The sequence below is a fragment of the Sphingobium subterraneum genome (genome assembly GCF_014199435.1).
GTDB classification, from domain to species: Bacteria; Pseudomonadota; Alphaproteobacteria; order Sphingomonadales; family Sphingomonadaceae; genus Sphingobium; species Sphingobium subterraneum.
This window is the reverse complement of the sequence record NZ_JACIJP010000001.1, coordinates 1,099,104-1,111,682: the sequence shown is the minus strand read 5'-3', so window position 1 is coordinate 1,111,682 and position 12,579 is coordinate 1,099,104. Positions and strand designations below refer to the sequence as shown.

Sequence of the window (12,579 nt, the reverse complement as noted above, 5' to 3'; positions counted from 1 at the left end):
GGCGTCAAACGTCGACGGGATCGCCGGCTATGGCGCCGATATGACTCTGGCCACGCTGTGCGGCGAGCTGTTCCTGGCGGTGTCGTTCCCGATAGCGCGCACGTTGTTCCTCGGTGCGTTCATCGTGACACGCGGGGCAACTCACACCCTCTTCGTAGAGGGCTGACTGCATATCCGCCTGTGTCATCGGACGACGGCAGGCGTGGCAAAGCGCGTGCGTGCCCGGCGCGAGGCCGTGCCCAACAGCCACCCGCTGGTCGAACACGAAGCATTCGCCGTCCCATAGGCTCTGTTCCGGCGGCACGGTCTCCAGATACTTTAGGATGCCGCCCTGAAGATGGTACACTTCATCCAGACCCTCCGACTTCAGGAAAGCAGTGGATTTCTCGCAACGGATACCGCCCGTGCAGAACATCGCGACCTTGGGTGGCGGTCCGTCGCCCAGCAGACGGTCGCGCTCGCCCCGAAACCAGGCGGGGAAATCGCGGAAGCTCTTCGTGCGCGGGTTGATCGCGCCCGCGAAGGTGCCGACATCCACTTCATAATCATTGCGGGTGTCGATCACGATTGTACCGGGATCGGATATGAGCGCGTTCCAGTCCCGCGGCGCGATATAATGGCCGACATCGACCAACGGATCGATATCCGGCTCGCCCATCGTCACGATCTCCTTCTTGATCCGCACTTTCATGCGGTGGAAGGGTAGGGTGGCGGCGCGCGAGCATTTTACATCAAGGTCGGCGCATCCGGGCAATTGCCGAATGGCGTCCAGCACCGCATCAATGGCCTCGTCCGTGCCCGCGATGGTGCCGTTGATACCTTCGCGCGCCACGAGCAGGGAACCCCTGGTGCCCTGGCTACGGCAAAGGGGGCTGAGAAAAGCCCGGACAGCTTCACAATCGGTGAAGCGTGTGAATTTGTAGAGCGCGGCAACGCAGATAGGCAGATCGGGACTGGTCATGCCCGCCTCATATCCGCTAGCCGGGCTCCGACACAATAACGAGGTTGGCGCAGGGGAACGAATGACTGTCGCGGGGCGTCCAGTTCACCCGGTCGTGCGGCGCCTTGCCACGAAGTGTGCTGCGCCGTATTGGCCAAATATTATTGAACAGGACGAACTATGCCCAAGACCTTTGACCTCACCTTCACAGACGATGAAGTGGAAATCCTCGTGGACGCACTGGAAGCGGACCATGAAGGCTATGTCGAATCCGCGAAGGAAGCGCGCGGCAATAACAACCGTGCGGACGTGGCCACGTTTACCGAAGCCGCTCAGCGGATCGAGGGCCTGCTAAAGAGGCTGCGTCCGCTGGTAGAGTGACCCGGCGGGTTTTGCGCCAGCGCCTCAGGCGCTGACCGTCTGATGCACCATGGCGTGATGGCGATCGCGGTACAGGTCGTCGATCTCGTTTGCGATCACGGGCTTGCTGAACAGATAGCCCTGCACGTCGGAGCAGCCCAGAGCGCTGAGGTGCGTCAGCTGGTCGTCGGTTTCCACGCCCTCGGCAATGACGGACAGCTTCATGGCGCGCGCGAGCTTGACGATGGCGCTGACCAACGCACCGGCTTCATCCTCGACCCCCAGGTTGGATATGAAGGAGCGGTCAATCTTGATCTTGTCGATCGGATAGCGCTGGAGGTAGCTCAGCGAGGAATAGCCCGTCCCGAAATCATCCAGTGCGAGCGAGAATCCCATCGTGCGTAACGCCGCCAGCCGGTTCTGCGTGTCGATGTCGTCTCCGAGCAGGATACCTTCGGTGATTTCCAACTCGAACTGGTGCGGATTTACGCCGAGTTCCTTGACCAGCGCCGTCACTTCCTCGACGAAGGTCTTGAGGCGGATCTGGGTGGCTGACACGTTGATCGCAACCTTGAGATCCTTCCAGCGCTTGCTGTCCTCGAACGCGCGGCGGAGCGCGAACAGGCCAATCTGCATGATGAGGCCACTTTGTTCGGCGATCGGGATGAAGAAATTCGGCGCGATAAGGCCGCGTGTGGGATGCTGCCACCGGATGAGCGCCTCGACGCCCGTCATGGCGCCGGAGCGACCGACCTGCGGCTGATACGCAAGGAACAACTCGTTGCGCGTCAAGGCTTCGCGCAGATCGTCCTCCAGTTCGCGGCGGACGCGGACAGCGTTGTCCATCTCCGTTTCGAAGAAGCAGAACTGGCCCTTTCCGGCATCTTTCGCGCGGTAGAGGGCAAGGTCCGCCTGACGAAGAGCTTCGCCCGGTTCGATCTGTCCGTCGCCGACAAGCGTTACGCCGATCGAGCAGCCCGCATAGACCCTGCCGGACCCGAGATCAAAGGGCTGGGACATGGCATCACACAGGCGCTGTGCCAGACGGGCGGCCCCCGCGACGTCGGCGTTCGTCTGCACGATAGCGAACTCGTCGCCCGACAGGCGGGCGAAGGTTTCGGTTACGCGGCAGGTTCCCGCCAGACGCTTGGCCGCCTGAAAGATGAGCTCATCGCCGACATGGTGACCGAAGGTGTCGTTGATCTCCTTGAACCGGTCGAGGTCGATCGCGTGGACGGCCACCATGTTTTCGTTGCGACGGATCTGGTTGAGCGCCTGACCTAGGCGATCGAAGAACAGCACGCGGTTGGGGTGTCCCGTGAGCGCGTCATAATAGGCAAGATGCGCTGCACGCGCCTCGCTGGCGATCAATCCCTCCGCCATATTGCGCCCGCGCCGGAGCAGAGTGAGCGCCGCCGCGGCCAGCAGGACCAGCATCGTCATGGTGGGCGGGCCGAGCTGTTGCAGCATGTCCATGCCGGGCGTTTGCGGCTGCCATGCGATAACGGCGAGCGGTTCGTTGCGTTCATCGCCGATAACGACGTAGGCGTGACCGCTTTCCAGATTATCCTCGGGCCCGCCGAGCTTCACGCCGGTGAGAAGGTAGCGCGCGGCAAAGGACTTCAGGAACGTGAGGTCGATCGGCATCGTCGTAACCACGATGGGAGCGCGAGAATGCCGAAGGACCGAAGTTCCAAAATCCGGTTGCACCAACGTCGCCGTCACGATGAACAGGTTGCCGTCAAGCCGGGCGATGGCGCTGTGCTGGATCGGATCGGATAGGGTCTTTCCGCTTTTCCGGGTCTCCCGCGCGCGGGCAGTCTCCAACTTGCGCACTTCGCTGACCACATGGGATGCAGGCTTGGACAGCCTGTCATAGTCGCTCGTCGTAATTGGTTGCGCTTTCTTGGCTGCAAATACGGTGTGGTTGTTGGCGTCCAGGACAAACGTGGACTCGAAGCCCGACGTCTGGTGCAGGAAAACACCGATATTCTGTTTTGCCCATTCAGGATCGAAGCGGTTGTCGAGATTTTTGACGGCATCGTCCCATATGGCTTGCGGGACTACCATTTGTGCGACTTCGGTGACCCGGCTACGCAGTCCATTCTGGACCACATTTTCTTCGCGCGTGGCGGAGAGCGTGTCAAAATGCTTCACCAGAGTAATGCCGGCTATGATGCTCAAGATCAGCGCACCAATGACCAGTGAGGTCAAAAGCCAGAAGTAATTGGCCTTCAGTTTACCCGATTTTGCCATTGCACCCATCCCACATTGCACCCTTCTCCATAGGGCATGGATGGATAAGAAACGGTTAAATGGCCATGAAATCGTTTGTATTTTTTAGGTGCGGGGCAATGTGGCTGTATGGGGCGCGAAGATCGGGAGCGTGGCGGCTTCCCGTTTCTTGCGCCGCATATAGGTCGAAAGACCGATCTCGAGCGCCAGCATCATGAAGATGAACGGTTGATAGGCAATGCCGACGAACATCGATCCCAGAAGGCAAATCAGATGTCCCTGGAGCAAAGCGAGGGCAAGCGGCGCCACCCAGCGTTCGCGTTCGTTCGTCGTGGTCCGCATGGAGCGATAGAGCCGGAATATGCTGCCAAGCGACAAAATATGGACCGTGATCCAGAGCGCAAAACCCAGATAGCCCTGTTCCCCCAGAACTTCGAAATAGCTGTTGTGATAGGCACGGGATTTTTCCGTGATGCGGACGCGGGTCAGCCGCTCGCTGCCCGGTGCACCATCCTTCTGCACGGTGTCGTATGTGAAGCTGTTCGAGCGATAGGCGTCGAAGCCCCCACCACCGGGATGGACCTTGGCGTAGTCCCAGGTCCATTTCCAGACCTGCAGTCGGGTCGATGCGCTCTGGTCGCCCTGATAGTTCTGGATGGTGTTCATCCGGTTCGTGAAATTGCTGGGAAGCAGGGGAATGGCCGCAAGCGCGGCGAGCGCCACCAGACTCCCGTAGAGCATCCGTCGTTTGGCATGGAGCCACAGCAGCCCCCCGAGCATACCGATGCACAACAGACCGGTCCGCGCCTCTGTCCCCACCGGAATGAGCAGACAGGCAAAGATCAGTGCGCCCGCATATAAGGTCACCAACCGGGACGGACGAATGATTGTCCCATGGCGGGCGAGCCAGACAATCAACGGAATGATGGCGATCGCAACCGTCGAGATGATCGAGCCTTCGTATAGCCCGCTGTTATTGTCGACCATCAGGTTGAGCGAGCCATAGCCGCCGCCGGACAAGGCTGTCTTGATCCCGCCGGTGACGATGATCGAACTGGCGCTGAGGATCATCGTCAGGGCAAGCGCTTCGATCCGCAGCCGGGTGCGCAAGGTAAGGGGCAGGAAAACCGCGAAGACGAGCGACTTCCACACCCAACTCCATTTCGATGCCGCCTCGACCGGGAAATCGGCGTGGCTGGTCGTGTATCCGCACCAGACCAGCAGCGCGAGGATCAGGATCTGGCGGACCGAAATACGCGAATCCCGCTTGTCGTCGATGAACGCCCAGCCGAGGAATGCCAACCCGAAGGCGATGGCGGAGATCGGTACGCTGTTGAGGAGGAAATAGCTCAGCCGCTGGGGCGAGACGATGTCGATATAGGTGTAGACCAGAAAGAACAGGAACGGCCGCTTGAACGCCAGCGCGAAATAGGCGGCGAGGAACGCGACCAGAAAAAGGTCACGCATAGTCGAACGGCCTCGTCGCGCTGGGCTGATCTGTCGGTTCCGTCGCCTCAGGCGGCACAGCCGCGTCATCATCCAGATCGTCGCGCTTTGTCAGACGCCACAACACGAGCAGCAGCAGGCCATGGCTGAGTAGCAGGGAGAAAATGTCGATCATCGGCCTGTGGGACGCCTGCTGTTGACTTCGCGCGGAAGGACGCCCTTCGCCCCTCATCTAAGCATGCCCTAAACAGTTGTGGTTGACGCTCCGTTAACACTTTTGCGGCACAGAAGTGGTGTCATGACCCGCATCCTGCATGTTCTCGACCACAGTCTGCCGCTGCACAGCGGATATACGTTCCGCACGCGTGCGATCCTGCGGGCCCAGATGGCGCGGGGCTGGGACGTGCGGGGGATTACCGGGTTCCGCCACAGCGCCGCAGGGCCGAAAGCCGAAACGGTCGACGGCCTGATGTTCTATCGCACTACGGGTAAGCGCCCCACGGGCAACGCTTTGATCCGCGAGTGGCGGGAAATCGGCGCGCATGCCGATGCGATCGAGGCTCTGGTGCAGCAGTGGCGGCCAGACGTCATCCATGGCCATTCGCCGGTGCTCAACGCTCTGGCGGCTCAACGCGTGGCGCGGCGGCACGGCATCCCGACGATTTACGAAATTCGGGCGTTCTGGGAGGATGCGGCGGTCGGCAACGGCACCGGCGCCGAAGGAAGCGCGCGCTACTGGTTGACGCGCCAGCTCGAAACGCACGCCGTGCGCACCGCCGACGCGGTCGCGGTGATTTGTGAAGGGCTTCGTAACGAACTGATCGGACGGGGTATCGACCCGGCGAAGATCATCGTTTCGCCCAACGGCGTAGACATGGACATGTTCGGTGCGCCGGTGCCGCCCGACGCCGCACTGCGCGCGCAGCTCGGGCTCGATGGCGCGGAGGTGCTGGGATTTATCGGCAGCTTTTACGATTATGAGGGGCTGGACGATCTGATCGCGGCGATGCCGATGATCGTCGCGCGTCGTCCGCTTGCCAAACTGCTGCTGGTGGGCGGCGGACCAAAGGAAGCCGCACTGCGTGCACAGGCGGACGCCTCGTCCGTGGCCGGCGCGATCCGCTTCGTCGGGCGTGTGCCGCATGACGAGGTCGAGCGCTATTACAGTCTGATCGATATTCTGGCCTATCCCCGCAAGGCGATGCGCCTCACCGAGCTGGTGACGCCGCTCAAGCCGCTGGAAGCCATGGCGCAGGGCCGTCTTGTTGCAGCGTCCAGCGTGGGCGGCCACCGTGAACTGATCACCGACGGCGTGACGGGCACATTGTTCGCACCGGATGATCCGCAGGCGATGGCGGATGCGCTGGTCGGCCTGCTTACCGACCGTGCGATCTGGGACGAGCGGCGGGCTGCAGCACGCGCCTTCGTCGAGGCCGAACGTAACTGGTCGGCAAATATTTTACGCTATCAGCCGGTGTACGAACAGCTCTTGAACGGAGCGCAGCGGTCAAAGGCCGCGTGAAACGGGATGCAGGACGTGAACGGAAAACCAACAGGAATTTTGGTGGCTCTGGCCGGGGCGGGGGCGGGGGTCGCGGCTTTCACGGTGCCCGTGCCCATGCTCGAAATGCTTTTGGCGAGCAGCGGCGTTTCGGAATGGATTCCGGCTGCCGCGCCACCGCTCGGAATGACCGCGCGGCTGTTGGTCGCAGGCAGCGCAGCGGTGTTCGCTGCCGGTGTGGTGGCAACGCTGGGTGCGCGGTCGTCGCGCGTTGATGAAGCAAAGAGTGAGAAGAGGGGACTATCCATGGCATCGGCATTTTCCAGACTGACCGCGTTCGCGCGCAGGGGTGACTCCGGGGCGGAGAGCCGGGAGAGTGACCGCAACGCGCCCGTGGCACGCCGGGCCGATGCGCATCCGGATGCGCCGGCGCGCTCGCCTATCTTTGCCAGCCGCGATCTGGCGCAGGCCCCCTCCGTCGATGTGGAGCCCTCGACTTCCATCATGCATGGCGAAGATGATGTCATGCCGGACGGCGTCGTTGTCGACGCCGAGGGACTCGACATGCCGCGTACGCCCGAACCAATGCCCTGGGAGGCCATCAAGGCGGAAATGGAGCGCATCGGGGCGACGATGGGTGCTGGCACGCCCCGGGCTGAACCGCGGGACGGTACGGAAGTGGGCGACCGTCTGCCGACCATCAGCGAACTGGCCGAGCGGCTGGAGCGCGGCATTGCGCGGCAACGCGCGGCGGCTCAGCAGAACGCCGTTCCCTTCGATAGCGCGACGCTGCGGACGATCGCCGATCAGGTGTCGGGTTCAATATCTGCTCCTGCTCCGGTCATTCCGGACTTGGAGGCCGCCGCCCCGGTGGTACAGGACAACGACCTCCAGGCAGCCCTTGCCACCCTGCGGGGCATCACCGCAAAAGCGGGCTAAGCCTTACCAGTCCTCGATCGTCAGGGCGGTAATCCGGAACTGGACCGACGCCGGAGAGCGCTCGTCCATCCGGCGCCGTTCGTCGATGACAATGTCCGCAACGATATGACCGGGGATCCGGAAGTCCGCTTCCGGTAGAGCATGGGCGAAGCGGTCCGCCACTTGTTCAAGCGTATGTTCGTGCGAATTTTCGGCTGAACCGATGCACAGTGTCAGGACATGCTGCGCGCCCACGAAGGTGGCGCTGGCCCATGGGCGACTAGTACTTTCGGCCATATATGCATCCGGTCCAGCCAGCTGGACAAGCTGCGAGATAAGGCGGCCCAGCGGATCTCGGCGTGTGACGCCGGACTGCGGCGGGGAGACTTCCCGCGTCGCAGCGGTTTCCGGTACGACATGGGGGCGGGGCTTTACGCGGGGGACCGTTATGCTGCCGGAATACCCTGGGGCTGCCCGCCGTGACTGAGGAAATGCGGTCATCGCGCGGCCTCCTCACGCCAAATGTTCATGAAATGTTCTACTCTTTTCGTCATCCGTGCGGACGGTTCGCGGCCATTGCGCAAATCGAATACCAGGCGCGGATCGCGCACCGCATCCCGGCCGAAGCGCGTCGGCGCCATCCCCGATTCGCGTAAAAAGGTCTCAATTTTCCTGATCAGCATCGCCGCATTCTCCTTCGCTGGTGGTCGATCTTCCGCCATTGCCTTCTGACGGGCAGGCGGATAGGATGATTCCTATATTTCCTGCAAAATCCTACTTGTCTAGGAAATTTCCTTCGAGTATGAAGCCATTATGGATGATCGTACCCCCCGGCAGGTCCTTGAAAGGCTGATTTCCGCCAAGGGCGACAGCTATGGCGCCATATCCAAAATGATCGGGCGCAATCCCGCGTATATTCAACAGTTTATCAAGCGTGGGACTCCTCGAAAGCTGGACGAGGCGGACCGCCATATTCTGGCGCGCTATTTCGGTGTAGACGAGGCGTCGCTGATGGAGGGTTTTAAGGAAAAATCCTATAACAATCCTGTAAAACGGCCACCACCAACTGCGCTCGCGGTCGTCCAGCGCTTGTCGATTGGCGCGTCGGCGGGTGGAGGCGCGCTCAATGTCGATGAACACTCGTCCGGCGCGATCGCATTTGATCCAAAATGGTTGAGATCCTTCGGCGTCAGCGCCGACAATCTTTCGATCATTCAGGTTTCGGGCGAATCCATGGCGCCCACGCTCACCGATGGCGACGACATCATGGTCAATCGCGCAGATGGAACGGATCGGTTGCGCGACGGCATTTATGTGCTGCGTCTTGATGGCGCGTTGATGGTAAAGCGCGTCGCTGTGATGCCGCGGCAAAAGGGGCGGGCACTATCGATTTCGAGCGACAATCCGCATTATCCCAATTGGCCGGATATCGATCCGGCGCTGATCGATATCGTCGGGCGCGTGGTGTGGGCCGGACGGCGGATGAACTGACGACGGGCGGTTGCAACGATCGCGCCTTTTGCCCACATGTGGGCAATGGACACGACCAACACCTTGCCGCCGCTTCGCGCTGCCATTGTTCCGGTGACACCGCTCGAGCAGAACTGCACCCTGTTATGGTGCACGAAGACCATGCGCGGGGCCTTCGTCGATCCGGGCGGCGATCTGGACCGCTTGAAGGCCGCCGCCGCGCAGCACGGTGTGACGATCGAGAAGATCCTCGTTACCCATGGCCATATCGACCATTGCGGGCAGGCGGGAACATTGGCGCAGGAACTGGGCGTGCCGATTGAGGGGCCGCATGAGGCGGACCGTTTCTGGATTGCGCGCTTGGAAGATGATGGCCGTTCCTATGGCATCGACGGGAAAGTGTTCGAACCCGACCGGTGGCTGGTGCAGGGGGACACGGTGCAGGTGGGCGAGCTCACGCTTGATGTCCTCCATTGCCCCGGCCACACCCCCGGACATGTCGTGTTCTACCATGCGCCCTCGCACCTCGCGATTGTAGGAGACGTATTGTTTCAGGGATCGATCGGCCGGACGGATTTCCCGATGGGCAATCATCAGGATCTGATCGATGCGATCACCGGGCGGTTATGGCCGCTGGGTAATGATACGGCGTTCGTGCCTGGGCATGGCCCGATGAGCACCTTTGGCCATGAGCGGGCAACCAATGGATTTGTGGCGGACCGTGTCCTGGGCCGCAGGGATGGAGCGGTTCTCTGACCCGCTTCTCCATGAGCGGATAGGCGTCCGGCGAGAAACCGCCGAGCGCAACCGATGGCTGGCCGTGGTGCAAGGAATGGCTTGCGCCTCCGCGAAAAACAGCTATAGGCGCAGGACTTCGCGATAATCCGGTCCAAACGGGTTGCAGCTTTTGCTGTAATCCCGCTGTCATCGACAGGTCATTTGGCTCAGAGATTCGTCTGGATATTGACACTTACGGAAAACAGGTGCCGACATGGCTGTCCCAAAGCGGAAAACTTCTCCTTCCAAGCGCGGCATGCGCCGTAGCCACGATTCGCTGACGGTCGAGTCGTTTCAGGAATGCTCGAACTGCGGCGAACTGAAGCGTCCGCATCACATGTGCAACAGCTGTGGCCATTATAATGGTCGTGAAGTAATTGCCGTCGGAGCATAACGGTAACTTACTCCGCGGGGGGGAATAAGTGACAGGCAGGCCGCATATCGCCATAGACGCGATGGGCGGCGACGAGGGCGTGCGCATCATGATGGCGGGCGTCGCACAGGCTCGTCGTCGGCATGATGGTCTGCGCTTCAGCCTGTTTGGCGACGAAGCCCGTATCCGGGCGGCGCTGGAAAATCATCCCAATCTGAAAGCGGCGTCGACGATCATCCATTGCGATGGGATCGTCGATGGCAGCGACAAGCCAAGCGCCGCGTTGCGCAAAGCGAACAGCACGTCCATGGGACTGGCCATCCGGGCCGTTAAGTCGGGCGAGGCGGGCGCTGCGGTGTCCGCCGGCAATACCGGCGCGCTAATGGCAATGGCGAAGGTTGCGCTGCGCACCATGCCGGGGATCGACCGGCCCGCATTGGCAGCCTTATTACCGACATTGGGCGCGAACGATGTCGTGATGCTCGATCTGGGCGCGAACACCGAATGCGACAGCCGCAATCTGGTGCAGTTCGCGGTGATGGGTGCGGCCTATGCGCGCGCGCTCATGGATCTGGATCGACCCCGTGTGCGCCTGCTCAACATCGGCACGGAAGAGCTTAAGGGCACGGATGAGATTCGCGACGCCGCCGCCATCCTCCGCGCGGCAACCACGCTCAAGATGCAGTTTGATGGCTTCACCGAGGGCGACAAGATCGGATCGGGTGAAACCGATGTGATCGTCAGCGACGGGTTTTCCGGAAATGTGGCGCTCAAGACAGCCGAGGGCACCGCGCGGTTTGTCACCGACCTGTTACGGCGCGCGTTCACCAGCTCGGTGCGTTCGAAGATCGGCTTTCTGATCTCAAAACCGGCGATGCATCTGCTCAAGCATCATCTCGACCCCAATGTGCATAATGGTGCCGTGTTCCTTGGTCTCAACGGCGTGGTGGTAAAAAGCCATGGCAGCGCGGACGCAACGGGCGTCGCCAACGCGGTTCATGTGGCGGCGCGGTTGCTGGAGGCGGACATCACGCGCAGGATTACGGACGATATGGCCAATGTTTCTGCCGGGGTCCAAGCGGAGTCGCTCACCCAATGACACGTCGCTCGATATTGCTGGGCACTGGATCGGCCCTACCCGCCGACGCCGTAAGCAACGCGCAATTGGCCGAACGCGTCGACACGAGCGACGAATGGATCGTGGAACGCACCGGCATTCGGACGCGCCACATTGCGGCGCCGGGCGAGACAACCGCTACGCTGGCGGCCGACGCCGCGCGCCGGGCGATTGCGGCGGCGGGAATCGACGCGAGTGAAATCGGTCTGATCGTGCTGGCGACGGCGACTCCAGACCAGACATTTCCCGCCAGTGCGACGCTGGTTCAGGCCGCACTCGGTATCGACGACTGCATCGCGTTCGACGTGGCGGCGGTGTGTTCGGGCTTCCTGTATGCGCTGACCGTTGCGGACAGCATGATCCGCTCAGGCGCGGCGCAAAAGGCGCTGGTGATCGGGTCGGAAACGTTCAGTCGGATCCTGGACTGGGAAGACCGGACGACCTGCGTGCTGTTTGGCGACGGCGCGGGTGCGGTTGTGCTCGGCTCGGAGGATGGTGAGGGTTCCAGCGAAGACCGGGGTATCCTGGCATCGCGGCTCCACGCGGACGGGCGGCACAACCAGTTGCTGTTTGTCGATGGTGGTCCTTCCACGACAGGCACCGTCGGCAAGCTGCGCATGCGCGGTCAGGAAGTATTTCGGCATGCGGTAACGAACCTGGCCTCTGTCATGCGGGAAGTTCTGGAGGATGCCGGACTGACCGTCGATCAGATCGATTGGGTGGTTCCACATCAGGCGAACGCCCGCATTCTGGATGCCACGGCACGCAAGCTGGGGCTGGCCCCTGAGCGGGTGATCGTCACCGTCGATCAGCACGCCAACACGTCGGCTGCGTCGGTCCCGCTGGCGCTCGATGTCGCGGTGCGCGACGGGCGAATCAAGAGCGGCGATTTGGTCGTGCTCGAAGCGATGGGCGGGGGCTTTACTTGGGGCGCGTGCGTACTGCGTGTCTAGTTTATACAAAATCGATGAAATCGTTTCGACTTACATCTGAATCGCCCCAAAACGGACCGACATCCGACCTTAGTCCGGCTTGTCTAGCCTTGCAAATTAGCGGCATATCGTGGAATGAACGCGTTGGCCTGTCGCTTGGGCGGCTGGCAAGTGGGGAAATCGGGGTTTGTGGGGACAGCATGACAGATATCAGCACATTGACAAGAGCGGATTTAGCCGAGCGGTTAAATGTCCAAATCGGACTATCCCGGGCGGAATCTGCCACGATCGTTGAAGCGATTCTCGACCTGATATGCAACGCGCTTGTGGATGGCAATAACGTGAAAATTTCCGGTTTCGGGACATTCGTCTTGCGCGACAAGACGGAACGCGTGGGGCGTAATCCGAAAACCGGTGTCGTTGTTCCGATTGCGCCGCGTCGCGTTCTGACGTTTCGCGCTAGCCAGACCTTGCGCGACCGGATCGCCCGCTGAATGATGCGCCAGGCTT

15 protein-coding genes are annotated in these 12,579 nt (G+C 61.4%); 9 read left to right on the top strand and 6 right to left on the bottom strand.

All coding sequences use genetic code 11. The annotated features are described in order from the left end of the window. Positions 1 to 4: 4 nt before the first annotated feature. The gene (gene trhO / locus FHS92_RS05400) at positions 5 to 961 is read right to left on the bottom strand and encodes an oxygen-dependent tRNA uridine(34) hydroxylase TrhO (protein ID WP_184078170.1); all 957 of its coding nucleotides are present in this window, start codon (positions 959 to 961) and stop codon (positions 5 to 7) included. Between the two features lie 159 nt (positions 962 to 1,120). On the opposite strand from trhO, the gene FHS92_RS05395 reads away from it, so the two are divergent. Next, positions 1,121 to 1,321, top strand: a complete 201-nt coding sequence (locus FHS92_RS05395; RefSeq protein WP_184078168.1) for a hypothetical protein — start codon at positions 1,121 to 1,123, stop codon at positions 1,319 to 1,321. 24 nt (positions 1,322 to 1,345) lie between these two features. Here FHS92_RS05395 and FHS92_RS05390 read toward each other — a convergent pair whose 3' ends face one another. The 3 genes from FHS92_RS05390 to FHS92_RS05380 form a co-directional block, all read right to left on the bottom strand. Next, complete coding sequence (locus FHS92_RS05390) at positions 1,346 to 3,556, bottom strand: bifunctional diguanylate cyclase/phosphodiesterase (RefSeq protein WP_221230885.1); 2,211 nt, start codon at positions 3,554 to 3,556, stop codon at positions 1,346 to 1,348. Between the two features lie 84 nt (positions 3,557 to 3,640). Beyond that, entirely contained in the window at positions 3,641 to 5,002 is a 1,362-nt protein-coding gene (locus FHS92_RS05385) for a putative O-glycosylation ligase, exosortase A system-associated (RefSeq protein ID WP_184078164.1), read from the bottom strand. Continuing rightward, positions 4,995 to 5,156 (bottom strand): hypothetical protein, encoded by a 162-nt coding sequence (locus FHS92_RS05380; protein WP_184078162.1) that lies wholly within the window; start codon positions 5,154 to 5,156, stop codon positions 4,995 to 4,997. Before FHS92_RS05380 ends, FHS92_RS05385 begins: the two co-directional genes overlap by 8 nt. A 123-nt stretch (positions 5,157 to 5,279) precedes the next feature. On the opposite strand from FHS92_RS05380, the gene FHS92_RS05375 reads away from it, so the two are divergent. Together FHS92_RS05375 and FHS92_RS05370 are read left to right on the top strand one after the other, a co-directional pair. Continuing rightward, positions 5,280 to 6,503, top strand: a complete 1,224-nt coding sequence (locus FHS92_RS05375) for a TIGR04063 family PEP-CTERM/XrtA system glycosyltransferase (RefSeq protein WP_184078160.1) — start codon at positions 5,280 to 5,282, stop codon at positions 6,501 to 6,503. Between the two features lie 15 nt (positions 6,504 to 6,518). Beyond that, positions 6,519 to 7,421, top strand: a complete 903-nt coding sequence (locus FHS92_RS05370; protein ID WP_184078158.1) for a hypothetical protein — start codon at positions 6,519 to 6,521, stop codon at positions 7,419 to 7,421. A 3-nt stretch (positions 7,422 to 7,424) separates the two neighbouring features. Here FHS92_RS05370 and FHS92_RS05365 read toward each other — a convergent pair whose 3' ends face one another. Further along, the gene (locus tag FHS92_RS05365) at positions 7,425 to 7,901 is read right to left on the bottom strand and encodes a hypothetical protein (protein WP_184078156.1); all 477 of its coding nucleotides are present in this window, start codon (positions 7,899 to 7,901) and stop codon (positions 7,425 to 7,427) included. Beyond that, positions 7,898 to 8,083 (bottom strand): hypothetical protein, encoded by a 186-nt coding sequence (locus FHS92_RS05360; RefSeq protein WP_184078844.1) that lies wholly within the window; start codon positions 8,081 to 8,083, stop codon positions 7,898 to 7,900. The genes FHS92_RS05365 and FHS92_RS05360 overlap by 4 nt, the downstream gene beginning before the upstream one ends. Before the next feature lie 130 nt (positions 8,084 to 8,213). Here FHS92_RS05360 and FHS92_RS05355 point away from each other — a divergent pair, with 130 nt between their 5' ends. From FHS92_RS05355 to FHS92_RS05330, 6 genes are all read left to right on the top strand, one after another. Continuing rightward, a complete protein-coding gene (locus FHS92_RS05355) occupies positions 8,214 to 8,891 on the top strand; it encodes a S24 family peptidase (protein ID WP_184078154.1) in 678 nt (225 codons plus the stop codon). A gap of 45 nt (positions 8,892 to 8,936) precedes the next feature. Next, positions 8,937 to 9,626 (top strand): MBL fold metallo-hydrolase, encoded by a 690-nt coding sequence (locus tag FHS92_RS05350; RefSeq protein ID WP_184078153.1) that lies wholly within the window; start codon positions 8,937 to 8,939, stop codon positions 9,624 to 9,626. 235 nt (positions 9,627 to 9,861) lie between these two features. Further along, positions 9,862 to 10,041: a 50S ribosomal protein L32 gene (rpmF, locus tag FHS92_RS05345; RefSeq protein WP_184078151.1), complete on the top strand. Its 180-nt coding sequence runs from the start codon at positions 9,862 to 9,864 to the stop codon at positions 10,039 to 10,041. Positions 10,042 to 10,069: 28 nt separating this feature from the next. Beyond that, positions 10,070 to 11,119 (top strand): phosphate acyltransferase PlsX, encoded by a 1,050-nt coding sequence (plsX, locus tag FHS92_RS05340; protein ID WP_184078149.1) that lies wholly within the window; start codon positions 10,070 to 10,072, stop codon positions 11,117 to 11,119. Next, positions 11,116 to 12,090 carry a beta-ketoacyl-ACP synthase III gene (locus tag FHS92_RS05335; protein ID WP_184078147.1) on the top strand — a complete coding sequence of 325 codons (975 nt, stop codon included), beginning with the start codon at positions 11,116 to 11,118 and terminating at the stop codon, positions 12,088 to 12,090. Before plsX ends, FHS92_RS05335 begins: the two co-directional genes overlap by 4 nt. 179 nt (positions 12,091 to 12,269) lie before the next feature. Beyond that, entirely contained in the window at positions 12,270 to 12,563 is a 294-nt protein-coding gene (locus tag FHS92_RS05330; RefSeq protein WP_184078145.1) for an integration host factor subunit alpha, read from the top strand. Positions 12,564 to 12,579 lie beyond the last annotated feature (16 nt).

Excerpts from the sequence above, each read along its gene's own strand:
- trhO (WP_184078170.1), bottom strand. The coding sequence starts at position 961 with ATGACCAGTCCCGATCTGCCTATCTGCGTTGCCGCGCTCTACAAATTC.
- FHS92_RS05395 (WP_184078168.1), top strand. The coding sequence starts at position 1,121 with ATGCCCAAGACCTTTGACCTCACCTTCACAGACGATGAAGTGGAAATC.
- FHS92_RS05390 (WP_221230885.1), bottom strand. The coding sequence starts at position 3,556 with ATGGCAAAATCGGGTAAACTGAAGGCCAATTACTTCTGGCTTTTGACC.
- FHS92_RS05385 (WP_184078164.1), bottom strand. The coding sequence starts at position 5,002 with ATGCGTGACCTTTTTCTGGTCGCGTTCCTCGCCGCCTATTTCGCGCTG.
- FHS92_RS05380 (WP_184078162.1), bottom strand. The coding sequence starts at position 5,156 with ATGATCGACATTTTCTCCCTGCTACTCAGCCATGGCCTGCTGCTGCTC.
- FHS92_RS05375 (WP_184078160.1), top strand. The coding sequence starts at position 5,280 with ATGACCCGCATCCTGCATGTTCTCGACCACAGTCTGCCGCTGCACAGC.
- FHS92_RS05365 (WP_184078156.1), bottom strand. The coding sequence starts at position 7,901 with ATGACCGCATTTCCTCAGTCACGGCGGGCAGCCCCAGGGTATTCCGGC.
- FHS92_RS05360 (WP_184078844.1), bottom strand. The coding sequence starts at position 8,083 with ATGCTGATCAGGAAAATTGAGACCTTTTTACGCGAATCGGGGATGGCG.
- FHS92_RS05355 (WP_184078154.1), top strand. The coding sequence starts at position 8,214 with ATGGATGATCGTACCCCCCGGCAGGTCCTTGAAAGGCTGATTTCCGCC.
- FHS92_RS05350 (WP_184078153.1), top strand. The coding sequence starts at position 8,937 with ATGGACACGACCAACACCTTGCCGCCGCTTCGCGCTGCCATTGTTCCG.
- rpmF (WP_184078151.1), top strand. The coding sequence starts at position 9,862 with ATGGCTGTCCCAAAGCGGAAAACTTCTCCTTCCAAGCGCGGCATGCGC.
- FHS92_RS05335 (WP_184078147.1), top strand. The coding sequence starts at position 11,116 with ATGACACGTCGCTCGATATTGCTGGGCACTGGATCGGCCCTACCCGCC.
- FHS92_RS05330 (WP_184078145.1), top strand. The coding sequence starts at position 12,270 with ATGACAGATATCAGCACATTGACAAGAGCGGATTTAGCCGAGCGGTTA.